Below are 24,882 nucleotides of genomic sequence, written 5' to 3' on the forward strand. Positions count from 1 at the left end.
GTTTGGGGAGATGCGGCCAGTCCTGGCAGACTGGTACGTCGGCCCCGGTTCACGTCCGCCGCAACCCGCGTCGACGACCCGGAGCCCTCCCGGAACTAGGAGACACCTTGAAGCGCGAGATCCACCCCGAGTACGTCGAGACCCAGGTCAGCTGCACCTGTGGCGCGTCGTTCACCACCCGTAGCACCCTGGCCGAGGGCACCATCCGTGCCGAGGTCTGCTCCGAGTGCCACCCGTTCTACACGGGCAAGCAGAAGATCCTCGACACCGGCGGCCGCGTGGCCCGCTTCGAGGCCCGCTTCGGCAAGGCCGCCGGCTCCAAGTAGCGAGCCCCTGCGCCGGTCCACGGTCGCCCCGCGCGGGTGGCCGGGACCGGCGCTTTGCCGTCCCGTAGCAACTGACGAAAACCCCAGGAGCCCCCGATGTTCGAGGCGGTCGAGGAACTGGTCGGCGAGCACGCCGACCTGGAGACGAAGCTCGCAGACCCTTCGGTCCACGCCGACCAGGCCAACGCGCGCAAGCTGAACAAGCGCTACGCCGAGCTGACCCCGATCGTCGGCACGTACCGCTCCTGGAAGCAGACCGGGGACGACATCGAGACCGCGCGCGAGTTCGCGCACGACGATCCCGACTTCGCGGCCGAGGTCAAGGAGCTGGAGAAGCAGCGCGAGGAGCTCACCGAGAAGCTCCGCCTCCTGCTGGTCCCGCGCGACCCCAGCGACGACAAGGACGTCATCCTGGAGATCAAGGCCGGCGCCGGCGGTGACGAGTCCGCCCTCTTCGCCGGGGACCTGCTCCGGATGTACCTCCGCTACGCCGAGCGCGTCGGCTGGAAGACCGAGATCATCGACGCCACCGAGTCCGAGCTCGGCGGCTACAAGGACGTCCAGGTCGCCGTGAAGACCAAGGGCGGCAACGGCGCCACGGAGCCCGGCCAGGGCGTCTGGGCCCGCCTCAAGTACGAGGGCGGCGTCCACCGCGTGCAGCGCGTGCCCGCCACCGAGTCCGCCGGCCGCATCCACACCTCCGCCGCCGGCGTGCTCGTCACGCCCGAGGCCGAGGAGGTCGACGTCGAGATCCACGCCAACGACCTGCGCATCGACGTCTACCGCTCGTCCGGCCCCGGCGGCCAGTCGGTCAACACCACCGACTCCGCGGTCCGCATCACCCACCTGCCGACCGGCATCGTCGCCTCCTGCCAGAACGAGAAGAGCCAGCTCCAGAACAAGGAGCAGGCGATGCGCATCCTGCGCTCCCGGCTCCTCGCCGCCGCCCAGGAGAAGGCCGAGGCCGAGGCCGCCGACGCCCGCCGCAGCCAGGTCCGCACGGTCGACCGCTCCGAGAAGATCCGTACGTACAACTTCCCGGAGAACCGGATCTCGGACCACCGCGTCGGCTTCAAGGCGTACAACCTGGACCAGGTGCTCGACGGCGAACTGGACCCGATGATCCAGGCCTGCGTCGACGCCGACTCGGCCGCCAAGCTCGCCGCGGCGTAAGCGACCCCGGTGGCGTAAGTTCCCCCCCGCCCCACCCCGCACCACGGAGGACCAGCGTGAACCTGCTGCTTGCCGAGGTGGCCCAGGCCACCCAGCGGCTGGCCGACGCCGGCGTTCCCTCACCGCGTTTCGACGCCGAGGAGCTCGCCGCGTTCGTGCACGGCGTCAAGCGGGGGGAGCTGCACAACGTCAAGGACGCGGACTTCGACGCCCGCTACTGGGAGGCCATCGCCCGCCGCGAGGCGCGCGAGCCGCTCCAGCACATCACCGGCCGGGCGTTCTTCCGCTACCTGGAACTCCAGGTCGGCCCCGGGGTCTTCGTGCCCCGCCCGGAGACCGAGTCCGTGGTCGGCTGGGCCATAGACGCCGTCCGCGCGATGGACGTCGTCGAACCGCTCATCGTCGACCTCTGCACCGGCTCCGGCGCCATCGCCCTCGCGATGGCCCAGGAGGTGCCGCGCTCGCGCGTCCACGCCGTCGAGCTCTCCGACGACGCGCTCGTCTGGACCCGCAAGAACGCCCACGGCTCCCGCGTCACCGTCCACCAGGGCGACGCGCTCACCGCCCTCCCGGAGCTGAACGGCCAGGTCGACCTGGTCATCTCCAACCCGCCGTACATCCCCCTCACCGAGTGGGAGTACGTCGCCCCCGAGGCCCGCGACCACGACCCCCAGATGGCGCTCTTCTCCGGCGAGGACGGCCTCGACACCATCCGCGGCATCGAGCGCACCGCGCACCGGCTCCTCCGCCCCGGCGGCCTCGTCGTCATCGAGCACGCCGACACCCAGGGCGGCCAGGTGCCGTGGATCTTCAACGAGGAGGCCGGCTGGGCGGACGCCGCCGACCACCCCGACCTCAACAACCGGCCGCGCTTCGCGACCGCCCGCAAGGCGATGCCATGAGCCGGCACCGCACCACCACCGAGGAGGAGCGCGACTGATGGCACGCCGATACGACTGCAACGAGGCGACCGACCGCGCGACCGGTCTGCGCGAAGCCGCGTCGGCCGTCCGCCGCGGCGAACTCGTCGTGCTCCCCACCGACACCGTGTACGGGCTCGGCGCGGACGCCTTCGGCAGCGAGGCCGTCGCGGACCTGCTCGCCGCCAAGGGCCGGGGCCGCACCATGCCCACCCCCGTCCTCATCGGCTCCCCGAACACCCTGCACGGCCTCGTCACCGACTTCTCCGAGCAGGCGTGGGAGCTCGTCGACGCCTTCTGGCCCGGCGCGCTCACCCTGGTCGCCCGCCACCAGCCGTCCCTCCAGTGGGACCTCGGCGACACCCGCGGCACCGTCGCCATCCGCATGCCGCTGCACCCGGTCGCCATCGAGCTGCTCACCGAGGTCGGCCCGATGGCCGTCTCCTCCGCCAACCTCACCGGGCACCCCGCGCCGGAGGACTGCGACGCGGCCCAGCAGATGCTCGGCGATTCCGTCTCCGTCTACCTCGACGGCGGTCCGACGCCCGGCATCGTCCCCTCCTCCATCGTCGACGTCACGGGCAGGGTCCCGGTGCTGCTGCGCGAGGGCGCGCTGTCACCGGAGGAGCTCCGCAAGGTCGTACCCGACCTCGAGGTGGCCAGTTGACCGCCCCTGAGGGGCGTGGCATAGCGGGGTACGAGTACGACACCACCTTCCGCATCCTCCACGTCAGCACCGGCAACGTCTGCCGCTCGCCCATCACCGAGCGGCTGACCCGGCACGCCCTGGGCCAGCGGCTCGGCGACGGGCTCGGCCGGGGCCTCATCGTGGAGAGCGCCGGCACCTGGGGCCACGAGGGCGCCCCCATGGAGACCAACGCGGAGCTGGTCCTCGCCGACTTCGGCGCCGACCACAGCGGCTTCGTCGGGCGCGAACTCCTCGACGAGCACGTCATCCGCGCCGACCTCGTCCTCACCGCGACCCGCGACCACCGCGCGCAGGTCATCTCGATGGGCCACTCGGCCGGACTGCGCACCTTCACCCTGAAGGAGTTCACCCGCCTGGTCCGCGCCATCGACCCCGCCACCCTCCCGGACGCCCACGACGGCGTGGTCGAGCGCGCCCGCGCCCTGGTCCGCGCCGCCGCGGCTCTCCGCGGGTGGCTCCTGGCCCCCTCCCCGGAAGCGGACGAGGTCAACGACCCCTACGGCGCCCCCATCACCGTCTTCCGCTCCATCGGCGACGAGATCCAGGAGGCCCTGGACCCGGTCGTCACCGCCCTGACGGGCGTACCGACACGTCGCTGACGGGTGTACCCGCATCGGCGGCCGGGCCCGTGCCACCACCCCCAGGGGGGCCGAGCGGTGCGAGGGGCGCGTCGGGAGGAGGGGCTCCAGGAGGCCCTGGACCCGGTCGTCACCGCCCTGACGGGCGTACCGACACGTCGCCGACGGGCGTACCGGCGCGTCGCCCGGCGGCCCCGTGGCGCCCGGGCGGGCTCCGGGGGCGGGGCGGGGGTCCCGCGCCTACATTGGTGCTACGTCCCCCCAGGCCCGGAGTCAGCCATGTCGGTCAGCGCGCCCCCTGAAGAGGTCCTCGACGTCCTGCGGCGGCAGGATCCGGAGATCGCCGACGTGTTGCTGGGGGAGGCGCGGCGGCAGGCCGACACGCTCCAGCTGATCGCGGCGGAGAACTTCACCTCGCCCGCGGTGCTCGCGACGCTGGGGTCGACGCTCGCGAACAAGTACGCCGAGGGGTATCCGGGTGCCCGGTACCACGGGGGCTGCGAGTACGCCGACGCGGCCGAGCGCATCGCCGTGGAACGGGCCACCGCGCTCTTCGGAGCCGATCATGCCAACCTCCAGCCCCACTCGGGCTCCGCGGCCGTCCTGGCGGCGTACGCGGCCCTTCTGAGGCCCGGTGACACGGTCCTCGCGATGGGCCTGGACCACGGCGGGCACCTCACGCACGGTTCGCCGGCGAACTTCTCCGGCCGCTGGTTCGACTTCGTCCCGTACGGCGTCGACGCCGAGACCGGGCTCATCGACTACGAGCAGCTCGCCGCGCTCGCCCGCCACCACCGCCCCACGGCGATCGTCTGCGGCTCGATCTCCTACCCCCGCCACCCCGACTACGCCCTCTTCCGGGCCGTCGCCGACGAGGTCGGGGCGTACCTGATCGCCGACGCCGCCCACCCCATCGGCCTCGTCGCCGGGGGAGCGGCGCCGAACCCCGTCCCGTACGCCGACGTCGTCTGCGCCACCACCCACAAGGTGCTGCGCGGTCCGCGCGGCGGGATGGTGCTGTGCACGGCGGAGCTGGCGGAGCGGATCGACCGGGCGGTCTTCCCCTTCACCCAGGGCGGTGCCCAGATGAACGCGATCGCGGCGAAGGCGGTCGCCCTGGGGGAGGCGTCCACTCCGGCCTTCACCACGTACGTCCATCGGGTGGTCGACCACGCGCGCGTGCTGGCGGCCGCGCTCTCCGCGGAGGGCTTCGCGCTGACCACCGGCGGCACCGACACCCACCTCGTCACCGCCGACCCGTCCGCGCTGGGCGTCGACGGCCGTACCGCCCGCGCCCGGCTCTCCGCCGCCGGCATGGTCCTGGACACCTGCGCCCTCCCGTACGGGGACGGGCGCGGCATCAGGCTCGGCACCGCCGCGGTCACCACCCAGGGGATGGGCGCCCCGGAGATGGCCAGGATCGCCGCGCTGTTCACCGCCGCGCTGCGTGACGAACCGGAGGAAACGGCTCGGGTACGGGCCGAGGTACGGGAGCTGACCAGGAGTTTTCCCCCGTATGGACGGTGAGCGGAAGACGGTGGCGGGGTGTTCGCAACCGTTCCGGGACCCAGGGTGTCTCCAACCACATGGACGGCACGGCTAGGGTGTGGGGCTGAGATGGCCAGCGATTCCTGTGGGGACAGCCCGTGCGTGATTACCTGCTGACGCTCTGTGTCACGGCCGCGGTGACCTATCTGCTGACCGGTCCGGTGCGGAAGTTCGCCATCGCGACCGGCGCGATGCCGGAGATCCGTGCGCGCGACGTACACCGAGAACCGACTCCGCGGCTCGGTGGCATCGCCATGTTCTTCGGCCTGTGCGCCGGACTGCTCGTCGCCGACCACCTCCAGAACCTCAACAGCGTCTTCGAGCAGTCGAACGAGCCGCGGGCGCTGCTCTCCGGCGCCGCCCTGATCTGGCTGATCGGCGTCCTGGACGACAAGTTCGAGCTGGACGCGCTGATCAAGCTGGGCGCCCAGATGATCTCGGCCGGCGTGATGGTGGCGCAGGGTCTGACGATCCTGTGGCTGCCGATCCCGGGCGTCGGCACCGTCGCGCTGACCCAGTGGCAGGGCACCCTGCTGACGGTCGCCCTGGTCGTCCTCACGATCAACGCGGTCAACTTCGTCGACGGCCTCGACGGTCTCGCCGCCGGCATGGTCTGCATCGCCACCGGCGCCTTCTTCCTGTACGCGTACCGCCTCTGGTACGGCTACACGATCGAGGCGGCCGCCCCCGCGACCCTCTTCGCCGCGATCCTCATGGGCATGTGCCTGGGCTTCCTGCCGCACAACATGCACCCGGCGCGGATCTTCATGGGTGACTCGGGCTCGATGCTGATCGGCCTGATCCTGGCCGCCTCCGCCATCTCGATCACCGGCCAGGTGGACCCGGACACCCTGAAGATCTTCGAGGGTTCGACCCGGCAGGCGACCCACGCGGCCCTGCCCGTCTTCATCCCGCTGATCCTGCCGCTGACCATCATCGCGATCCCGATGACCGACCTGGTCCTGGCGATCGTGCGGCGCACCTGGAAGGGCCAGTCGCCCTTCGCCGCCGACCGCGGCCACCTGCACCACCGACTGCTGGAGATCGGCCACTCGCACAGCCGTGCCGTGCTGATCATGTACTTCTGGTCCGCGTTGATCGCCTTCGGCACGCTCGCGTACTCGGTCCACTCGACGTCGATGTGGATCGTGCTCGTCATCACCGTGCTGAGCGCGCTGGGCCTGGTGCTGCTCCTGCTGCCGCGCTTCTCGCCGCGGACGCCCCGCTGGGCGGAGGCCGTCGTCCCGCCGCGCTACCGGCGCCGCAAGGCGGCCCCGGAGCCGGAGCCGGAGCACGAGGCGGCGGAGGAGGAGCGGGTCCCGGTGCCGGCGGGGCTGCACGGCTCGACGGCCATCGGTCACCGCTCGCGCTTCTCCGACCGGAGGAAGGCCGGAACGCCGAGTTGACGTCCCGTCATCGGCGGCTTTCCGAAAGCCTCAACGAGGGCCAATACCAGACAAGGTGACCTCCTGTCGCGCACAACCGCGCGTTGTAACCCTCATGTGTGACAGTTGGCACACCCCCTGAGTAAAGACCTATTCAAATAGTTTGTGATACGGTTCACGAGACCCGGCGACAGTGCCGAAAGACCGTAGTGCGACGGTCTGTTGGCCCCGAGACCCACCTCGGACCGGGCTTACGCTCGTCCCTGACGACACCATCGCCCCCTCCATCACAGCGGAGACACCGCCATGCCTTCCAGCGACGCACGCCTCCTTCTCTCGGCCGTCGTACCCACTGCCGCCGTCGGCGCCATCGCCACGGTGATCAGCGGCATCGTCGCCGGCGGGAAGGGCGCGATCGGCGCCGCCCTCGGCACCCTGGTCGTCCTCCTCTTCATGGGTATCGGGATGCTGGTGCTGCAGCGGACGGCAAAGAAGCTTCCGCAGCTGTTCCAGGCCATGGGGCTCTTGCTCTACACGACCCAGCTGCTGGTTCTCTTCGTCTTCCTGGCCTTGCTGAAGGGCACCACGGTGTTCGACTTCAAGGCCTTCGCCTTCACGCTGCTCGCGGCGACCGTGGTGTGGGTCGCGGCCCAGGCCCGTGCCTACATGAAGGCCAAGATCGCGTACGTCGAGCCCGAGAAAACGGGTTCGAAGTCGTGAAGGGTAGGGCCGGGATAAAGGCGCGTTCGGCTTCCTGCTATCGTCCGGTGCCAACTGCGGCATTGCGGGCGCGGGCATCCGAAGCGGCGCCTGCCCCAGCGCGAGGCTCGAAGCCGACCCGCCGCCCCCCTATCCGTATGACCAGTCCAGTGCCGACCCGCGGCTGCGTGCCGCGCCGACACAACGAGGTTGCCGTACCTATGCGCCACGCTGAAGGAGCCCGCGGTGAGTGCTGACCAGACGCTTGCCTTCGACCCGGATTGCCACATCTTCACCGGATGCGGCTTCCCGGCTCCGGGCCTGCACACGTTCATCTACGAGCCGATCGCGACGTGGGGCAGCTTCGAGCTGACCAAGCCCATGCTGCTCGCGGTCCTGAGCTCCGTCGTGGTGGTCGGTTTCTTCTGGGCGGCCTTCCGCAAGCCGAAGCTGGTCCCCGGCAAGATGCAGATGGTCGGCGAGGCCGGTTACGACTTCGTGCGCCGCGGCATCGTCTACGAGATCATCGGCAAGAAGGACGGCGAGAAGTACGTCCCCTTCATGGTCTCCATGTTCTTCCTCGTCTGGATGATGAACCTCTGGTCGATCATCCCGCTGGCCCAGTTCCCGGTCACCTCGCTGATCGCCTTCCCGGCGGCCCTCGCGCTGATCGTCTACGTGCTCTGGGTGTCGCTGACCTTCAAGAAGCACGGCTTCGTCGGCGGCTGGAAGAACATCGTCGGCTGGGACAAGTCCCTCGGCCCGATCCTGCCGCTGGTGGTCGTCCTCGAGTTCTTCTCGAACCTGATCATCCGGCCCTTCACGCACGCGGTCCGACTGTTCGCGAACATGTTCGCCGGTCACCTGCTGATCGTGATGTTCTCGCTGGCCTCCTGGTACCTGCTCAACGGCATCGGCATCGTCTACGCGGGCACGTCCTTCGTGATGGTCCTCGTGATGACCGCCTTCGAGCTCTTCATCCAGGCCGTCCAGGCGTACGTCTTCGTCCTCCTGGCCTGCAGCTACGTCCAGGGCGCGCTCTCCGAGCACCACTGAGCCCCCTGCCACGGACCAGCTCCACCACCCACCCCGCAGTCTCCGGTGGCCAACCCCCACCGGGTCCTTGAAAGAGAAGGAAGAACCGGCATGTCCGCTCTCCAGACCCTTGCTGCTGTCGAAGGCAACGTCGCCGCCATCGGTTACGGCCTCGCCGCGATCGGCCCCGGCGTCGGCGTCGGCATCATCTTCGGTAACGGCACCCAGGCCCTCGCCCGCCAGCCCGAGGCGGCCGGCCTGATCCGCACCAACCAGATCATGGGTTTCGCCTTCTGTGAGGCGCTCGCCCTCATCGGCATCGTCATGGGCTTCGTCTACTAAGCCTCCTTCTCGACGACAGCCACATTTTCACGGAAGGCACTGATGTGAACGCTCTGCTTCTTGCGGCCGAGGGGGAGCCCCAGCCCCCCCTCATCCCGCATCTTGACGAGCTCGTCATCGGCCTGATCGCCTTCGTCATCGTCTTCGGCTTCCTCGCCAAGAAGCTCCTCCCGAACATCAACAAGGTTCTGGTCGAGCGCCGCGAGGCCATCGAGGGTGGCATCGAGAAGGCCGAGTCGGCCCAGATCGAGGCTCAGAGTGTGCTGGAGCAGTACAAGGCACAGCTTGCCGAGGCCCGCCACGAGGCCGCGCGTCTCCGCCAGGAGGCGACGGAGCAGGGCACCGCGATCATCCAGGAGATGAAGGCGGAGGGCCAGCGCCAGCGCGAGGAGATCATCGCCGCCGGTCACACGCAGATCGAGGCCGACCGCAAGGCCGCCGCCTCCTCCCTGCGTCAGGACGTCGGCAAGCTCGCCACGGACCTGGCCGGCAAGCTGGTCGGCGAGTCCCTGGAGGACACCGCCCGCCAGAGCCGCACGATCGACCGCTTCCTCGATGAGCTCGAGGAGAAGGCAGAGGCCGTCCGATGAACGGAGCGAGCCGTGAGGCACTGGCCGCCGCCCGCGAGTCCCTCGACGCGCTGACCGACAACACCTCGGTCGACGCTGCGAAGCTTGCGGACGAGCTGGCCGCAGTCACCGCCCTGCTCGACCGCGAGGTGTCGCTGCGCCGGGTCCTGACCGACCCCGCGCAGTCGGGTGAGGCCAAGGCCGAGCTCGCGCAGCGACTCCTGGCCGGTCAGGTCGGCGGCGAGACCGTCGACCTGGTGTCCGGCATGGTCCGTTCCCGCTGGTCGCGCTCGCGTGACCTGGTGGATTCGGCCGAGGAGCTGGCGAACACCGCCGACCTCACCGCGGCCCAGAAGACGGGCTCCCTCGACGACGTCGAGGACGAGCTGTTCCGGTTCGGCCGGATCGTCTCCTCCAGCACCGAGCTCCGCTCGGCGCTGACGGACAAGACCGCGAAGGCCGCCGCCAAGGGCGAGCTGCTGCGCAACCTGCTCGGCGGCAAGGCCAACGCCACCACCGAGCGCCTGGTCGTCCGTCTGGTGACCCAGCCCCGGGGACGTAGCCTGGAAGCGGGACTCGAGTCCCTGTCCAAGCTCGCCGCGGCGCGCCGGGACCGGATGGTCGCCGTCGTCACCTCGGCGGTGCCGCTGTCCGACCAGCAGAAGCAGCGCCTCGGCGCCGTACTCGCGAAGCTGTACGGCCGCGCGATGCACCTGAACCTGGACGTGGACCCCGCGGTCCTCGGCGGGATCTCGGTGCGGGTCGGCGACGAGGTCATCGACGGCACGGTCTCCGAGCGCCTCGGCGAGGCGAAGCGGCGGCTGGCCGGCTGACGGCTTCGGCCGCCGGCAACACAACACGCATCACAGCGGCCCGGTTGGGCCGTGCAGAGATTGCAGAAGATTCCTGGGGGTCGGCCCCCAGACCCCTTAAGAAACTTCGGGCCCAACAAGGAGAGCAGGGAACCCAGATGGCGGAGCTCACGATCCGGCCGGAGGAGATCCGGGACGCACTGGAGACCTTCGTCCAGTCGTACCAGCCGGACGCGGCCTCGCGCGAGGAGGTCGGCACGGTCAGCCTGGCCGGTGACGGCATCGCGAAGGTCGAGGGTCTTCCCTCGGCCATGGCGAACGAGCTGCTGAAGTTCGAGGACGGCACCCTCGGCCTCGCGCTGAACCTCGAAGAGCGCGAGATCGGCGCGATCGTCCTCGGCGAGTTCAGCGGTATCGAGGAGGGTCAGTCGGTCACCCGTACCGGCGAGGTCCTCTCGGTCGGCGTCGGCGAGGGTTACCTGGGTCGCGTCGTCGACCCGCTCGGCAACCCGATCGACGGTCTCGGCGAGATCGCGACCGAGGGCCGCCGCGCCCTCGAGCTGCAGGCCCCGGGCGTCATGGCCCGTAAGTCGGTGCACGAGCCGATGGAGACCGGCTACAAGGCCGTCGACGCCATGACTCCGGTCGGCCGCGGCCAGCGTCAGCTGGTCATCGGCGACCGTCAGACCGGCAAGACCGCGCTGTGCGTCGACACGATCATCAACCAGCGCGACAACTGGCGCTCGGGCGACGTGAACAAGCAGGTCCGCTGCATCTACGTCGCCATCGGCCAGAAGGGCTCCACCATCGCGTCCGTGCGCGGCGCTCTGGAGGAGGCCGGCGCGCTCGAGTACACGACGATCGTCGCCGCCCCGGCGTCCGACCCGGCCGGCTTCAAGTACCTCGCCCCGTACACCGGCTCGGCCATCGGTCAGCACTGGATGTACGAGGGCAAGCACGTCCTCATCGTCTTCGACGACCTGTCGAAGCAGGCCGACGCCTACCGCGCCGTGTCGCTGCTGCTGCGCCGCCCGCCGGGCCGTGAGGCCTACCCGGGTGACGTCTTCTACCTGCACTCGCGTCTCCTGGAGCGCTGCGCGAAGCTCTCGGACGAGCTGGGTGCCGGTTCGATGACCGGTCTGCCGATCGTCGAGACCAAGGCGAACGACGTCTCGGCGTTCATCCCGACCAACGTCATCTCCATCACCGACGGCCAGTGCTTCCTGGAGTCCGACCTGTTCAACGCCGGCCAGCGCCCGGCCCTGAACGTCGGTATCTCGGTCTCCCGTGTCGGTGGCTCCGCCCAGCACCCGGCCATGAAGCAGATCGCCGGTCGCCTCCGCGTGGACCTCGCCCAGTTCCGTGAGCTGGAGGCCTTCGCGGCCTTCGGTTCCGACCTGGACGCGGCCTCGAAGGCGCAGCTGGAGCGCGGTCAGCGGATGGTCGAGCTGCTCAAGCAGGCTCAGTACCAGCCGATGCCCACGGAGAACCAGGTCGTCTCGGTCTGGGCCGGCACCACCGGCAAGATGGACGACGTCCCGGTCGCCGACATCCGTCGCTTCGAGGCCGAGCTGCTGGCGTACCTCCGCCAGAACAACTCCGGTCTCATGACCTCCATCCGCGAGGGCAAGAAGATGTCGGACGACACCCTGACGGCCGTCGCCGACGCCATCGCGGAGTTCAAGAAGCAGTTCGAGACCTCTGACGGCAAGCTGCTCGGCGAAGACGCCCCTGCCGCCGTCAACGTCTCGAAGTGACGACGGAAGGGACCTGACTCATGGGAGCGCAGCTCCGGGTCTACAAGCGTCGCATCAAATCCGTCACCGCGACGAAGAAGATCACCAAGGCGATGGAGATGATCGCCGCCTCGCGTGTGGTCAAGGCTCAGCGCAAGGTGCAGGCGTCGACCCCGTACGCCACCGAGCTCACCCGCGCGGTGACCGCGGTGGCCACGGGCGCCAGCGACAAGCACGCCCTGACCACCGAGACCGAGAACCCGACCCGTGCCGCGGTTCTGCTCCTGTCGAGCGACCGCGGTCTGGCCGGCGCCTTCAACTCCAACGCCATCAAGGCGGCGGAGAAGCTCATCAAGCGGCTGGAGGACGCGGGTCGCGAGGTCGACGTCTACGTCGTCGGCCGCCGCGGCATCGCGCACTTCAACTTCCGTGAGCGCAAGCTGGCCGCCACGTGGGCCGGCTTCACGGACGAGCCGACGTACGCGGATGCCAAGAAGATCGGCGAGCCGCTGATCGAGGCGATCGAGAAGGTCACGGCCGAGGGTGGTGTGGACGAGCTCCACATCGTCTACACCGAGTTCGTCTCGATGATGACGCAGACGGCGGTCGAGGCCCGGCTGCTGCCCCTCAGCCTCGACGAGGTCGCGAAGGAGGCCGGCGAGTCGGACACGCTCCGTCCGCTGTACGACTTCGAGCCGTCGGCGGAGGACGTCCTGGACGCCCTTCTGCCGCGCTACGTCGAGAGCCGGATCTACAACGCGCTGCTCCAGTCGTCGGCGTCGAAGCACGCCGCGACGCGGCGTGCGATGAAGTCGGCGACCGACAACGCGGGAGACTTGATCAACAACCTCTCCCGACTTGCCAACGCGGCCCGCCAGGCCGAAATCACCCAGGAAATCAGCGAGATCGTCGGTGGCACCGCAGCCCTGGCCGACGCGACCGCGGGGAGTGACAAGTAATGACGACCACTGTTGAGACGGCCGCCGCCACGGGCCGCGTCGCCCGGGTCATCGGCCCGGTCGTCGACGTGGAGTTCCCCGTCGACGCGATGCCGGAGATCTACAACGCCCTGCACGTCCAGGTCGCCGACCCGGCCGAGGAGGGCGCGCTCAAGACGCTGACCCTCGAGGTCGCGCAGCACCTGGGTGACGGCGTCGTCCGCACCATCTCGATGCAGCCCACCGACGGTCTGGTCCGCCAGGCCCCCGTGGTCGACACCGGCGACGGCATCACGGTGCCGGTCGGCGACGTCACCAAGGGCCGCGTGTTCAACACGCTGGGTCAGATCCTGAACGAGCCCGAGGCGGAGTCGGAGGTCGGCGAGCGCTGGTCCATCCACCGCAAGGCGCCGGCGTTCGCGGACCTCGAGTCGAAGACCGAGATGTTCGAGACCGGCCTGAAGGTCGTCGACCTTCTCACCCCGTACGTCAAGGGTGGAAAGATCGGTCTGTTCGGTGGTGCCGGTGTCGGCAAGACCGTTCTGATCCAGGAAATGATCATGCGTGTGGCCAAGCTGCACGAGGGCGTTTCCGTCTTCGCCGGCGTCGGCGAGCGCACCCGTGAGGGCAACGACCTCATCGCGGAAATGGAAGAGTCCGGCGTTCTGGACAAGACCGCGCTGGTCTTCGGCCAGATGGACGAGCCCCCGGGCACCCGTCTCCGCGTCGCCCTCGCCGGTCTGACCATGGCGGAGTACTTCCGCGATGTGCAGAAGCAGGACGTGCTGTTCTTCATCGACAACATCTTCCGCTTCACCCAGGCCGGTTCCGAGGTGTCGACCCTGCTCGGCCGTATGCCCTCCGCGGTGGGCTACCAGCCGAACCTGGCCGACGAGATGGGTCTCCTCCAGGAGCGCATCACCTCGACCCGTGGTCACTCGATCACCTCGATGCAGGCGATCTACGTCCCCGCCGACGACCTCACCGACCCGGCGCCGGCGACCACCTTCGCCCACCTCGACGCGACGACGGTTCTCTCCCGTCCGATCTCCGAGAAGGGCATCTACCCGGCCGTGGACCCGCTGGACTCCACGTCCCGGATCCTGGACCCGCGCTACATCGCGCAGGACCACTACGACGCCGCCATGCGCGTCAAGGGGATCCTGCAGAAGTACAAGGACCTCCAGGACATCATCGCGATCCTCGGTATCGACGAGCTCAGCGAGGAGGACAAGCTCGTCGTGCACCGTGCGCGTCGTGTCGAGCGCTTCCTGTCGCAGAACACCCACGCCGCCAAGCAGTTCACCGGTGTGGACGGTTCGGACGTCCCGCTCGACGAGTCGATCACCGCGTTCAACGCGATCTGCGACGGAGAGTTCGACCACTTCCCGGAGCAGGCCTTCTTCATGTGTGGTGGTCTCGAGGACCTCAAGAAGAACGCCAAGGAGCTCGGCGTCTCCTGAGCCCCGTGCTCGCCCGGAGAGGGCGGGAGCTGTTCCCGCCCTCTCCACCACGCCCCCTAGAATTGATCCCAACACCCGGCAGCACCGCCGGGTGGTGACCCGAGGAGCCACCCTTGGCTGCTGAGCTGCACGTCGAGCTGGTCGCCGCGGACCGTAGCGTCTGGTCCGGCGAGGCCACGCTGGTCATCGCGCGTACCACCTCCGGCGACATCGGCGTCATGCCCGGTCACCAGCCGCTGCTCGGTGTGCTGGAGTCGGGCCCGGTGACCATCCGTACGAGCGAGGGCGCCACCGTCGTGGCCGCCGTCCACGGCGGTTTCATCTCCTTCGCGGACGACAAGCTGTCGCTGCTGGCGGAGATCGCCGAGCTGGCGGACGAGATCGACGCCCAGCGCGCCGAGCGCGCGTTGGACCGTGCCAAGTCGGGCGAGGACGCCGCCGCCGAGCGGCGCGCCGAGGTCCGGCTGCGCGCGGTAGCGGTCCGCTAGCGGACCCGCGACCGAAGAGTAGTGCCCTCAGCCGCGGCACGGCTGGAATGTTCCAGACCGTGCCGCGGCTGAGGCGATGCAGATGCAGGTTGTATTCGGTGAGGCCGGCGGCGCCGGTCACGGGACGCAGCGAGGAGGTCGGTGAAGATGTTCCTCACGCTGCTCGTGTGCGGCCTGGTCGTCGCACTGGTGGTGATCGGGCTCTTCGTCTTCGGCTTGCGCCGCAGACTGATCCAGCGGGCCGGCGGCACCTTCGACTGTTCGCTGCGCTGGGACGTCCCGGAGGAGCCGGACCTCAGCGGCAAGGGCTGGGTGTACGGGGTCGCCCGGTACAGCGGTGACGAGATCGCCTGGTTCCGGGTCTTCTCGTACGCGCCCCGCCCGCGCCGTTTCCTGGAGCGCTCGGCCATCGTGGCCCTGGAGCGCCGGATGCCGGAGGGCGAGGAGGAGCTGGCGCTCCTCTCGGACTCGGTGATCCAGCCCTGCATGTACAACGGGGTCCGGCTGGAGCTCGCGATGAGCGAGGACGCCCGGACCGGTTTCATGGCCTGGCTGGAGGCGGCGCCTCCGGGCCAGAGGGTGAACGTGGCCTGAGCGCCCGTACGCACGGAAGCGGGGGACGGTGTGCTGCACCGTCCCCCGCTTCGTCGTACCCGGGGTGCTAGCTCAGGCCGCCGTTGATCGCGGTCACGAGCTCGCCGTTCGTGGTGTCACCGCTGAACTCCCAGAAGAAGGCTCCGCCGAGGCCCTGGTTCTTGGCCCAGCCCATCTTGGAGTTGACGGTGGCGGGGGTGTCGTAGCTCCACCAGTTGGTGCCGCAGTGGGCGTAGGCGGTGCCGGCGACGGTGCCGTTGGACGGGCAGGAGTTCCTGAGGACCTTGTAGTCCTCGATGCCCTGCTCGTAGGTGCCCTGGGCCGGGCCGGTCGCCGTGCCGCCGGGGGCGGACTGGGTGACGCCGGTCCAGCCGCGGCCGTAGAAGCCGATGCCGAGCAGCAGCTTCTTGGCCGGGACGCCCTTGGCCTTGAACTTGGCGATCGCCTCGGCGGAGTTGAAGCCCGCCTGCGGGATGCCGGCGTACGAGGTCAGCGGGGAGTGCGGGGCGGTCGGGCCCTTCGCGTCCCAGGCGCCGAAGAAGTCGTACGTCATGACGTTGAGCCAGTCGTAGTACGGCGCGGCGCCCGCGTAGTCGGCGGCGTCGATCTTGCCGCCGGCGGAGGCGTCGGCCGTGACGGCCGCGGTGACCAGGTTGTTCGCGCCGAACTTGGCGCGCATGGCCTGCATCATGTTCTTGAAGGACGCGGCGCCGCTGGTGTCACAGGAGAGGCCGCAGGCGTTCGGGTACTCCCAGTCGAGGTCGATGCCGTCGAAGACGTCGGCCCAGCGCGGGTCCTCGACCAGGTCGTAGCAGGACTGGGCGAACGCGGCCGGGTTCTGGACGGCCTGGCCGAAGCCGCCGGACCAGGTCCAGCCGCCGAAGGACCAGAGGATCTTGATGTGGGGGTACTTGGCCTTCAGCTTGCGCAGCTGGTTGAAGTTGCCGCGGAGCGGCTGGTCCCAGGTGTCGGCGACGCCGTCGACGGACTGGTCGGCGGTGTAGGCCTTGTCGTAGTCGGCGTAGGCGTCACCGATGGTGCACTTGCCGCCCTGGACGTTGCCGAAGGCGTAGTTGATGTGGGTGATCTTGGACGCGGAGCCCGAGGTCACGATGTTCTTCACGTGGTAATTGCGGCCGTAGACGCCCCAGTTGGTGAAGTAACCCATCTTGATCGCGTTCGGCGGCGGCGGGGTGTCGTCGCCGCCGGTCGTGCGGACCGGGACCGGGCCGGCGGCCTGGCCGGTCTGGTCGGCGGTGTCGCGGGCGACGACGGTGTAGCTGTAGTCGGTGCCGGCGGTGAGGCCCTGGTCGGTGTAGGAGAGGGCCGTGGTGGTGGTGACCTTGGCGCCGTCGCGCAGGACGTCGTAGTTCTTGACGCCGACGTCGTCGGTGGCCGCGCCCCAGGTGAGCTTCACCGAGGTGTCGGTGACGTTCGAGGCGACCGGGGTGCCGGGGGCCGAGGGCGGGTTGTCGCCGGGCTGCTGGCCGCCGTCGCAGGAGGCGCCGTTGATCTTGCAGCCGGAGGGCGCGCCGGAGCCGGCGCCGTTGTAGCCGAAGGAGACCGAGGCGCCGGGGGCCAGGGTGCCGTTCCAGCCGACGTTCTTGGCGGTCCAGTGGTTGCCGCTGTTCGTGACGGTGGCGTCCCACGCGGAGGTGACCCGGGTGCCGGTGGGGTAGTCCCACTCCAGGGTCCACGAGGTGATGGTGGTGGTGCCGGTGTTCTTGACGGTCCAGTTGGCGCCGAAGCCGGTGCCCCAGTCCTGGGTCTTGGTGTAGGTCGCGGTGGCCGAGGTGGCCGCCTCGGCCGGAGAGGCGAGCCCGACCATGGCGGCGAGCGGGAGGGCCAGGGCGGTGAGGGCGGCTGCGGCCCGCGCTCTGAAGCCTCTTCGGCGCGTCGGTGCTTGAGTGCTCAACGGTGCTCCTCAAGTTGCGGACGTTCTGGGTGGGGATGGTCCGTGGGAGTTGCGCGCGCCCCGCGAGCGTAGGAAGGTCTGGACCAATCGTCAAGAGGTCCAGACCAACGTCGGTTGCCTTCCCTCAGACGTCCAACTCCCTTGCCAGCACGGCGGCTTGGACCCGGCTCCGCAGTCCGAGCTTGCCCAGCACCTTGCTGACGTGCGTCTTCACCGTCGCCTCCGCCATCTCCAGACGGACCGCGATCTCCGCGTTCGACAGACCGGCCCCCAGCGCCGCCAGCACCTCCCGCTCCCGCGGCGTCAGCGGCGCCAGGACCGAGGGGTCGGTACGCGGGGCCGGCCGGGACTCCGCCGCGAACTCCGCGATCAGCCGCCGGGTCACCGCCGGGGCGATCAGTCCCTCGCCCCGCGCCACCGTCCGCACCGCCTCGATCAGCTCCCGCGCTTCCGCGTTCTTCAGCAGGAAGCCCGACGCCCCCGCGCGCAGCGCCCCGAAGACGTACTCGTCCAGATCGAAGGTGGTCAGCACGAGTACGTCCGCGAGGCCCTCGCCCACCACGAGCCGGGTCGCCGTCACCCCGTCCATCCGGGGCATCTGCACATCCATCAGCACCAGGTCCGGCCGCAGCTCCCGGGCCAGCTCCACCGCCCGCTCGCCGTCCTCGGCCTCCCCGACCACCTCGATGTCCGGCGCGCTGCCCAGGATCAGCACCAGACCGGCCCGTACCGCGCTCTGGTCCTCGGCCACCACCACCCGCACCGTCATGCCCGCTCCTCCTCGACCGCTCCCACGGGCAGCTCCGCCCGTACCCGCCACACCCTCGCGCCCCCGCCCTCCGCCACCGGACCGGCCTCCAGCGACCCGTCGAGCAGCGCCACCCGCTCCCGCATCCCCACGAGTCCGGCCCCCGAGCCCGGCGCGCGCGGCCCCGGCCGCTCCCCGTACGGGCTCGTCACCGTCACCCGCAGCGCCCCGTCCGCGCGGGCCAGCGCCACCCGCACCTCGCCGGGCGCCGCGTGCTTGAGCGCGTTCGTCAGCGCCTCCTGCACGATCCGGTACGCGGCCAGCTCCACCGGCGCCGGCAGCCCGGGACCGTCCCGCCGGGCGTCGTCCAGGGCGAAGCGCAGCCCGCTCCCGGAGCCGTTGGTCCGCGCCTGCGCCACCAGGGCGTCGAGCCCCGCCAGGGTCGCCGTCGCGGCCGGCTCGGTCTCCGCTCCGCTGTCCCGGAGGAGGCCGATCAGCCGCCGCATCTCCGCGAGCCCCGCCACGCTGTTCTCCCGGATCACCGTGAGCGCCTGCCGGGTGGTGCCGGGGTCGTCGAGGGAGAGCGCCGCCGTCGAGTGGATCGCGATCGCCGAGAGGTGGTTGGCCACCACGTCGTGGAGCTCCCGGGCCATCCGGGCCCGCTCCGCCACCACCGCCTGCGACCGGTCCATCTCGGCGAGCAGCGCCGTCTGCTCGGCGCGCAGCCGGGCGGCCTCCGCCGCCTCCCGGTGGTTGCGCACGATCGAACCGGTGATGGCCGGCAGGAAGGAGATCATGCCGGTGATCACGCCGACGAGCAGCGCGATCGCGTTCTGCCACCAGACCAGGAAGGCCACCGTGGTGGCGACGGTGACCAGCGCCGTGGTGTACGGGATGCGGCGGGCCTGCGCCGGGGTGCCGTAGACGACCGCCGCGTAGACGACGTCCGTGAACATCAGCACGGTGGCCAGGTTCCCGTTGGTGAACTGGTCGCCCACGATCGCCAGCGTGCCCAGGACCAGGGCGGTCTGCGGGGCCACCCGGCGCAGCGCCTCCGCCCCGGCCATCACCGTCAGCGGGACGAGCGCCGCCCAGCGCTGGTCGAGGAGCCGGTCGCCGGTGGTGTACAGCCCGTACGACCAGAGCAGCACGCCGACGGAGAGGCCGGCGAAGGCGATGAGCACGTCGTGGCGGTGCGGGCGGGGGAAGGTCACGTACCCATCCAACACGCCCCGTGGCCCCCGGACCTCGGCGTCCGGGCCGATCCGCGCGGGTCCCCGCCTCCGCCGAAGGATGTAGGCGCGATTCCTCACCGGCGACGACGAACCGGGCCCGCCCGCACGGGACGCTGAGAGGGTCCCGCCGGGGGAAGCGAAAGGGGAACCGCTGTGATCGTCACGATGATCGTGGTCTGCGAGGTGGGCTTCTGGGTCCTGCTGGCCGCCGGGCTCACCGCCCGCTACCTGCTGCGCATGCCGAGACTGGGGATGGGGCTGCTGCTCTGCGAGCCGCTCCTGGAGGTGCTCCTCCTCGTCGTCACCGCGGTCGACCTCAAGAGCGGCGCGGAGCCCGCCTGGCGCCACGGCCTCGCGGCGATCTACATCGGCTACACCGTCGGCCACGGCCACCGCACCGTGAAGTGGCTCGACGGCCACGCCGCCCACCGCCTCGGCGGCGGCCCCCCGCCGCCGAAGCCGCCCCGCTACGGCATGGCCCGCGCCCGGCACGAGGGCCGGATCTGGCTCGGGACGCTGGTGGCCGGCTCCGTCGCCTCCGCCCTGCTGCTCGCCGCGGTCTGGTACGTCGGCGGCGACGGCGACACCTCGAAGCTGGAGGCCTCGATCGGCGGGGTCTGGCGGGCCGTCGGCATCCACGGCCTGATCGCGCTCAGCTACTCGGTCTGGCCGAAGAAGGCGCCGGAGGGCGACCGGAAGGAGACGTCAGCGGTCCCCGCCCGGAACCCAGAGCACGTCCCCGACCTCGCGGTTCGCGACGCGCGCAAGGATGAAGAGCAGGTCTGAGAGCCGGTTGAGGTAGGTCGCCGTGAGCGGGTTCATCGTCTCGCCGTGGACCTCCAGGGCCGCCCACGTCGAGCGCTCGGCGCGGCGGACCACCGTGCACGCCTGGTGCAGCAGGGCCGCGCCGGGCGTGCCGCCGGGCAGGATGAAGGAGCGCAGCTTCTCCAGCTGCTCCAGGAAGCGGTCGCAGTCCGCCTCCAGCTTGTCCACGTACGACTGCTCCACGCGCAGCGGCGGGTACTCCGGGTCCTCGACCACCGGGGTGGCGAGGTCGGCGCCGACGTCGAAGAGGTCGTTCTGGACGCGGGTGAGGACCGTGACGACCTCCTCCTCCAGGTGCCCCAGCGCGAGCGCGGTGCCGATGACCGCGTTGGCCTCGTTGGCGTCCGCGTAGGCCGCGATCCGGAGGTCGGTCTTGGCGGTGCGGCTCATGTCGCCCAGGGCCGTCGTGCCCTGGTCGCCGGTGCGGGTGTAGATGCGCGTCAGATTGACCATGGACCCCAGCCTAGTGACGCTCCGCCCCGCCGCACCTGTCGTGAGTGTGACGTCCGTCAAAGAGGGCGTGACGCGCATTACTTCGCGGTCACATGGCGCCCCCGGCCCGCTAATCTCCGCCGAGGAGCCAGAAGTGAACAGGTGTTAAGGGGTGGAATTCGTGGCTGGGAAGCTCGCCGTCATCGGGGCCGGACTCATGGGAGCCGGCATCGCTCAGGTCTCGGCACAGGCCGGCTGGGACGTGGTCCTGCGGGACGTCACCGACGCCGCTCTGACCCGCGGCACCGACGGCATCAAGGCGTCGTACGAGAAGTTCGTCGCGAAGGGCCGGCTCGACGCCGCCGACGCGGAGGCCGCCCTCGGCCGGATCACCGCCACCACCGAGCTCGACGCGGTCGCCGACGCCGACATCGTCGTCGAGGCCGTCTTCGAGAAGATCGAGGTCAAGCACGAGATCTTCCGCTCCCTCGACAAGATCGCCAAGGACGGCGCGGTCCTCGCCTCCAACACCTCCGCCATCCCGATCACCAAGATCGCCGCGGTGACGGAGCGCCCCGAGGCCGTCGTCGGCGTCCACTTCTTCTCGCCCGTCCCGATGATGCAGCTCGTCGAGCTCGTCCGCGGCTACAAGACGAGCGACGAGACCCTCGCCGCCGCCCGCTCCTTCGCCGAGTCCGTCGGCAAGACCTGCATCGTCGTCAACCGCGACGTCGCCGGCTTCGTCACCACCCGGCTCATCTCCGCCCTCGTCGTCGAGGCCGCCAAGCTGTACGAGTCGGGCGTCGCCACCGCCGAGGACATCGACCTCGCCTGCCGGCTGGGCTTCGGCCACGCCATGGGCCCGCTCGCCACCACCGACCTCACCGGCGTCGACATCCTCGTCAACGCCACCGGCAACATCTACGCCGAGACCCAGGACGAGAAGTTCGCGCCCCCGGAGCTGATGCGCCGGATGGTGGACGCGGGTGACATCGGCCGCAAGAGCGGGCAGGGCTTCTACAAGTACTGAGCCGTACCCGCCACACAGCCTCACTCCATGGAGTGAATTCAGGTATCGGTTCGACGACAAGGCGCAACGTATCTGCCGAGGCGGCAGTCAGTTGTTTGCGAAGACGGAGCATTTCCCGGGGAGCGACTATGCACATCAGGGGCGACCATGCCGAGCTGGTCGTCGGGGGCCGCCTCGACGTCCGGAGCGCGGCGGACGCCCGTACGGTCCTGCACACGGCCGTCGACGACGGCGTCGGCGACCTCGTGCTGGACCTGACCGGACTCGACTCCTGGGACGCCACCGGCCTCGGCGTGATCATGGGCGCCCACCGACGGGCCGGCCGCTGCGGCCGCCGGCTCGTCCTGCGCGGGGTGCCGCCGCAGATGCAGCGGCTCCTCGTCGCCACCCGCCTCCACCGCATCCTCGCCATCGAGGGCGGCCTCGCCCTGGAGTCCCTGCCCCGCGTCTGATCGGGCGGTCCGGGTACGGCCCCCCGGGTGAACCGTCTGTGAAGCCCCTGTGCGAACCAGGCGTCACGCTCAATCCTCACAAGACCGTGACGTCTTGGTCTCCACGGCACCCCGCCTGTTCCCGGGCGCCCGGCGACCGTCTAGGGTTCGGTCGCCCGCACCCGAAGACGGACCCACCCGGCGGGCTCCGCACCACCGCTCTTGGGGGCTTTGACCATGGACCCGATACACCGGGGGCCGGACGAGTCCGGTCACGACGCCGCGGCCGAGGACGCCCGCCCCGCGCAGCCCACCGCCCTGCCCGACCGCGCCGCCGCGCCCGCCCGCGCCCGCGTCACCCGGATCGTCTCCGGCGGGCTGCTCCTCACCGTCAACCCCGTCGACGGCAGCGAGATCGAGCCGTGCCCGCCCGGCGAGGAGCCCCCGGCCGCCCGCCGCCGCACCCCCGAGGAGCGCGCCGAGGCCGACCGGGTCACCGCCGCGCCCGCGCCACCCGGCCCCGCCGCCCCCGAGCTGCCCCTCCTGGAACGCGACGAGCAGCGCGCCCGGCTCACCGAGACCCTCACGCGCGGCCGCTCCGCCCGCCTCACCGGCCCCGACGGCTCCGGCCGCACCGCCCTCCTCGACGCCGTCGCCACCGACTGCGCCTCCCTCGCCCCCGACGGTGTCGTCCGCCTCTCCGGCCACCACCGCACCACCGGCGAACTCCTCCACGAGCTGCGCACCGCGGTCCTGCACGCCCCCCGCCACCGGCCCGACCGCGACGGCCTGCGGGACGGCCTCGCCACCGTCGGCGCCGTCGTCGTCGTCGACGACCTGGAGTTCGGCGGCGCCGCCCTCGACGACCTCCTCGCCGCCGCCCCCGAGTGCGCCTTCCTCCTCGCCGCCGCCCCCGGCGTCCCCGCCCCCTCGGCCGAGGCGCAGATCGAGGAGGTCCCCCTCCCCGGCCTCGGCCGTGCCGCCTCCCTCGCCCTCCTGGAGGCGGCCGTCGGCCGCCGCCTCACCGACGAGGAGGCCAACTGGGCCGGAGACCTCTGGTTCGAGTCCGAGGGACTGCCGATCCGCTTCGTCCAGGCCGGCGCCCTGCTCCGCCAGCGCGACCGGCTGCGCGTCACCCCCGCCGAGTTCGACGCCTTCGGCGCCCTGGAGGAGGCCTTCGGCCCGTCCGGTACGCCCGCGGTGACGGGCACCGTCGGCGCCGCGCCCGGCCTCGACCCGTACGAGGACCCCGACGTCGAGCTCCACGAGGTGCCGCTGCCCAGCCTCGGCGAGGGCGCCGCCCCCGCCGCGCTGCTCGCCTCCCGGCTCAGCCGCTCCGCCCAGACCACCCTCCGCTTCGCCGTCGCCCTCGGCGGCGAGCTCCCGCACCACGCCCACCTCCCCGCGCTCGTCGGCGACACCCACGCCGACGCCGCCCTCGGCGAGCTGCGCGCCTGCGGCCTCCTCAGCCCCGTCGGCACCCGGCACCGGCTCGCCGGCGGCGTCCTCACCCAGCTCCTCGCCCACGGATACGGCCACGACACCGCCGACCGCGTCCACGCCGCCGCCCAGCACTACGCCTGGTGGGCCGGCCACCCCTCGGTGGGCCCCGAGCGCGCCGCCGCCGAGTCCGACGCCCTGCTGGCCGCGCTCGGCGGTCTCCTCGGGGACACCGCGGGCGGCGCCGAGGCCGCCGCCGAGCGTCGCACCACCGCCGTCGCCCTCGCCCGCGCCGCCGCTCCCGCCTTCGCCGCGGGCCTCCACTGGGGCGCCTGGGAGCGGGCCCTGCGCTCCGGCCAGGAGGCCGCCCGGCTCGCTGGGGACGTCGCCGAGGAGGCGTACTTCCACCACGAGCTCGGCGTCCTCGCGATCTGCGCCGACAACCTGGCCCGCGCCCGCGCCGAGCTGGAGGCCTCCATCGGGCTGCGCGGCGCCCTCGCCGACAAGCGCGGCACCGTCGCGGGCCGCCGGGCCCTCGCCCTCGTCGCCGACCTCACCCGCGAGCGGGAGCCGGCGCCGGCCGCGCCGCCGTCCCGTACCGACTCCCCGCCGCGCGGCCTGCCCGCCGTACGGAACACGCCCCCGGTCATCCGGACGTCCGCCGAGCCGCCGACCGAGGCGCTGCCGTCGGTCCCCGCCGCGGCCGGCCTCACGCCGCCCGGCTTCCCGGTCTTCCCGGACTTCGCCGACGACGGCCCCACGGTCGTCGCCCGTCCCGCCACGGCCCCGGCCGACCCCCCGCGCAGAGGACTCAAGGCGCTCGTCGTCAACGGCACCCGGCGCAACCTCGCCGCCGTCGGCGCCGGCGCGCTCCTCGTCGCCGTCCTCGGCACCGTCGTCACCCTCGGCGCCACCTCCGGCAACGACGACGCGCCCGCCTCCGGCACCGTCAGCACCGACAGCACCGCCGACCAGGGCGGCGACGACCTGCCGGGCACCGACGACGGCGCCCCCGCCGAGGGCGAGCCCGGCGACGCCCCCACCGGGGCCGGGGCGTCGAGCGCCTCCGGCTCGCCCGGCCCCACCACCTCCGGCGCGACCCCGTCGGCGACCGGCACGGACCCGTCGGCGAGCGGCTCGCCGTCGACGACCGCCCCCGGTGGCCCGGACCCGTCGACGACGAGCGCACCGGGGTCGACCGGGGCGCCGACGACGTCACCGGGAGGCCCCACGCCGACCCGCCCCGCGCCGACCCGGACCACGAGCAGGCCGCCGACGCCCCCGTCGGGCACGACCAAGCCGCCCACGGCGCCCCCGACGCTCCCGACGACGACCCCGCCCACCCCGCCGACGACCACCCCGCCGACCCCGTCGGAGACGCCCAGCAGCGAGGCCCCCGACTCCAGCGCCTCCTCCACCCTCGGGGGCGCCCCCACCGCCTCCGACACCGCCGAGGTGAGCTGAGCACGCGGAAGGCGGAAAGGGGACGGCCCCGGGCGCTCAGCGCGCCC

At 71.3% G+C, this 24,882-nt stretch carries 25 protein-coding genes; 21 read left to right on the forward strand and 4 right to left on the reverse strand.

The genetic code is table 11. The features are described 5' to 3' along the window. The first annotated feature begins 107 nt into the window (after window positions 1–107). From rpmE to ACFQ8C_RS22050, 17 genes are all read left to right on the forward strand, one after another. Entirely contained in the window at window positions 108–326 is a 219-nt protein-coding gene (gene rpmE, locus ACFQ8C_RS21970) for a 50S ribosomal protein L31 (protein ID WP_383460081.1), read from the forward strand. 96 nt (window positions 327–422) lie between these two features. Continuing rightward, the gene (gene prfA, locus ACFQ8C_RS21975; RefSeq protein WP_383460084.1) at window positions 423–1,499 is read left to right on the forward strand and encodes a peptide chain release factor 1; all 1,077 of its coding nucleotides are present in this window, start codon (window positions 423–425) and stop codon (window positions 1,497–1,499) included. A gap of 56 nt (window positions 1,500–1,555) precedes the next feature. Then, window positions 1,556–2,401 (forward strand): peptide chain release factor N(5)-glutamine methyltransferase, encoded by an 846-nt coding sequence (prmC, locus tag ACFQ8C_RS21980; RefSeq protein WP_383460087.1) that lies wholly within the window; start codon window positions 1,556–1,558, stop codon window positions 2,399–2,401. A gap of 37 nt (window positions 2,402–2,438) precedes the next feature. Continuing rightward, window positions 2,439–3,086 carry an L-threonylcarbamoyladenylate synthase gene (locus ACFQ8C_RS21985; RefSeq protein ID WP_383460090.1) on the forward strand — a complete coding sequence of 216 codons (648 nt, stop codon included), beginning with the start codon at window positions 2,439–2,441 and terminating at the stop codon, window positions 3,084–3,086. Continuing rightward, window positions 3,083–3,727: a protein-tyrosine-phosphatase gene (locus ACFQ8C_RS21990; protein WP_383460093.1), complete on the forward strand. Its 645-nt coding sequence runs from the start codon at window positions 3,083–3,085 to the stop codon at window positions 3,725–3,727. Before ACFQ8C_RS21985 ends, ACFQ8C_RS21990 begins: the two co-directional genes overlap by 4 nt. A 258-nt stretch (window positions 3,728–3,985) precedes the next feature. Continuing rightward, window positions 3,986–5,233, forward strand: a complete 1,248-nt coding sequence (glyA, locus tag ACFQ8C_RS21995) for a serine hydroxymethyltransferase (protein ID WP_383460096.1) — start codon at window positions 3,986–3,988, stop codon at window positions 5,231–5,233. A 119-nt stretch (window positions 5,234–5,352) separates the two neighbouring features. Next, on the forward strand, window positions 5,353–6,660 hold the full coding sequence (locus tag ACFQ8C_RS22000) for an MraY family glycosyltransferase (protein WP_383460099.1): 1,308 nt from the start codon (window positions 5,353–5,355) through the stop codon (window positions 6,658–6,660). Between the two features lie 285 nt (window positions 6,661–6,945). Next, entirely contained in the window at window positions 6,946–7,359 is a 414-nt protein-coding gene (locus ACFQ8C_RS22005; protein ID WP_383460101.1) for a hypothetical protein, read from the forward strand. A 225-nt stretch (window positions 7,360–7,584) separates the two neighbouring features. Further along, the gene (gene atpB / locus ACFQ8C_RS22010; protein ID WP_383460103.1) at window positions 7,585–8,394 is read left to right on the forward strand and encodes a F0F1 ATP synthase subunit A; all 810 of its coding nucleotides are present in this window, start codon (window positions 7,585–7,587) and stop codon (window positions 8,392–8,394) included. A 90-nt stretch (window positions 8,395–8,484) separates the two neighbouring features. Further along, a complete protein-coding gene (atpE, locus tag ACFQ8C_RS22015) occupies window positions 8,485–8,715 on the forward strand; it encodes an ATP synthase F0 subunit C (RefSeq protein ID WP_006346597.1) in 231 nt (76 codons plus the stop codon). A 44-nt stretch (window positions 8,716–8,759) separates the two neighbouring features. Further along, window positions 8,760–9,305: a F0F1 ATP synthase subunit B gene (locus ACFQ8C_RS22020; protein WP_383460107.1), complete on the forward strand. Its 546-nt coding sequence runs from the start codon at window positions 8,760–8,762 to the stop codon at window positions 9,303–9,305. Then, window positions 9,302–10,117: a F0F1 ATP synthase subunit delta gene (locus ACFQ8C_RS22025; RefSeq protein ID WP_383460110.1), complete on the forward strand. Its 816-nt coding sequence runs from the start codon at window positions 9,302–9,304 to the stop codon at window positions 10,115–10,117. Before ACFQ8C_RS22020 ends, ACFQ8C_RS22025 begins: the two co-directional genes overlap by 4 nt. A 137-nt stretch (window positions 10,118–10,254) precedes the next feature. Continuing rightward, entirely contained in the window at window positions 10,255–11,853 is a 1,599-nt protein-coding gene (atpA, locus tag ACFQ8C_RS22030; protein ID WP_383460112.1) for a F0F1 ATP synthase subunit alpha, read from the forward strand. A gap of 20 nt (window positions 11,854–11,873) precedes the next feature. Continuing rightward, on the forward strand, window positions 11,874–12,791 hold the full coding sequence (locus ACFQ8C_RS22035; protein ID WP_383460115.1) for a F0F1 ATP synthase subunit gamma: 918 nt from the start codon (window positions 11,874–11,876) through the stop codon (window positions 12,789–12,791). Continuing rightward, window positions 12,791–14,233: a F0F1 ATP synthase subunit beta gene (atpD, locus tag ACFQ8C_RS22040; RefSeq protein WP_383460118.1), complete on the forward strand. Its 1,443-nt coding sequence runs from the start codon at window positions 12,791–12,793 to the stop codon at window positions 14,231–14,233. The genes ACFQ8C_RS22035 and atpD overlap by 1 nt, the downstream gene beginning before the upstream one ends. A 113-nt stretch (window positions 14,234–14,346) precedes the next feature. Beyond that, window positions 14,347–14,721 carry a F0F1 ATP synthase subunit epsilon gene (locus ACFQ8C_RS22045; RefSeq protein WP_383460121.1) on the forward strand — a complete coding sequence of 125 codons (375 nt, stop codon included), beginning with the start codon at window positions 14,347–14,349 and terminating at the stop codon, window positions 14,719–14,721. Window positions 14,722–14,868: 147 nt separating this feature from the next. Continuing rightward, window positions 14,869–15,315: a DUF2550 domain-containing protein gene (locus tag ACFQ8C_RS22050; RefSeq protein WP_031006238.1), complete on the forward strand. Its 447-nt coding sequence runs from the start codon at window positions 14,869–14,871 to the stop codon at window positions 15,313–15,315. Between the two features lie 67 nt (window positions 15,316–15,382). On the opposite strand, the gene ACFQ8C_RS22055 is transcribed toward ACFQ8C_RS22050, so the two are convergent. The 3 genes from ACFQ8C_RS22055 to ACFQ8C_RS22065 all read right to left on the reverse strand — a co-directional run bounded on the left by ACFQ8C_RS22055 (window position 15,383) and on the right by ACFQ8C_RS22065 (window position 19,192). Then, the gene (locus ACFQ8C_RS22055) at window positions 15,383–17,143 is read right to left on the reverse strand and encodes a glycosyl hydrolase family 18 protein (RefSeq protein WP_383460142.1); all 1,761 of its coding nucleotides are present in this window, start codon (window positions 17,141–17,143) and stop codon (window positions 15,383–15,385) included. 211 nt (window positions 17,144–17,354) lie between these two features. Then, window positions 17,355–17,999, reverse strand: a complete 645-nt coding sequence (locus tag ACFQ8C_RS22060; RefSeq protein ID WP_383460123.1) for a response regulator — start codon at window positions 17,997–17,999, stop codon at window positions 17,355–17,357. After that, window positions 17,996–19,192 (reverse strand): sensor histidine kinase, encoded by a 1,197-nt coding sequence (locus tag ACFQ8C_RS22065; protein ID WP_383460125.1) that lies wholly within the window; start codon window positions 19,190–19,192, stop codon window positions 17,996–17,998. The genes ACFQ8C_RS22060 and ACFQ8C_RS22065 overlap by 4 nt, the downstream gene beginning before the upstream one ends. Window positions 19,193–19,366: 174 nt before the next feature. Between ACFQ8C_RS22065 and ACFQ8C_RS22070 the strand changes: the two genes are divergently transcribed. Next, a complete protein-coding gene (locus ACFQ8C_RS22070; RefSeq protein WP_383460127.1) occupies window positions 19,367–19,999 on the forward strand; it encodes a hypothetical protein in 633 nt (210 codons plus the stop codon). Here ACFQ8C_RS22070 and ACFQ8C_RS22075 read toward each other — a convergent pair. Then, window positions 19,919–20,491 carry a cob(I)yrinic acid a,c-diamide adenosyltransferase gene (locus ACFQ8C_RS22075; RefSeq protein ID WP_383460130.1) on the reverse strand — a complete coding sequence of 191 codons (573 nt, stop codon included), beginning with the start codon at window positions 20,489–20,491 and terminating at the stop codon, window positions 19,919–19,921. The genes ACFQ8C_RS22070 and ACFQ8C_RS22075 overlap by 81 nt on opposite strands. Window positions 20,492–20,651: 160 nt before the next feature. On the opposite strand from ACFQ8C_RS22075, the gene ACFQ8C_RS22080 reads away from it, so the two are divergent. The 3 genes from ACFQ8C_RS22080 to ACFQ8C_RS22090 all read left to right on the forward strand — a co-directional run bounded on the left by ACFQ8C_RS22080 (window position 20,652) and on the right by ACFQ8C_RS22090 (window position 24,835). Beyond that, window positions 20,652–21,500: a 3-hydroxyacyl-CoA dehydrogenase family protein gene (locus tag ACFQ8C_RS22080; protein ID WP_383460133.1), complete on the forward strand. Its 849-nt coding sequence runs from the start codon at window positions 20,652–20,654 to the stop codon at window positions 21,498–21,500. Between the two features lie 128 nt (window positions 21,501–21,628). After that, window positions 21,629–21,952: an STAS domain-containing protein gene (locus ACFQ8C_RS22085; protein WP_360318477.1), complete on the forward strand. Its 324-nt coding sequence runs from the start codon at window positions 21,629–21,631 to the stop codon at window positions 21,950–21,952. A 216-nt stretch (window positions 21,953–22,168) separates the two neighbouring features. Further along, on the forward strand, window positions 22,169–24,835 hold the full coding sequence (locus tag ACFQ8C_RS22090; RefSeq protein ID WP_383460137.1) for an ATP-binding protein: 2,667 nt from the start codon (window positions 22,169–22,171) through the stop codon (window positions 24,833–24,835). The last annotated feature ends 47 nt before the right edge of the window (window positions 24,836–24,882 follow it).

The sequence above is a fragment of the Streptomyces sp. NPDC056503 genome (assembly GCF_042794995.1).
In the GTDB taxonomy this organism is placed as follows: domain Bacteria; phylum Actinomycetota; class Actinomycetes; order Streptomycetales; family Streptomycetaceae; genus Streptomyces.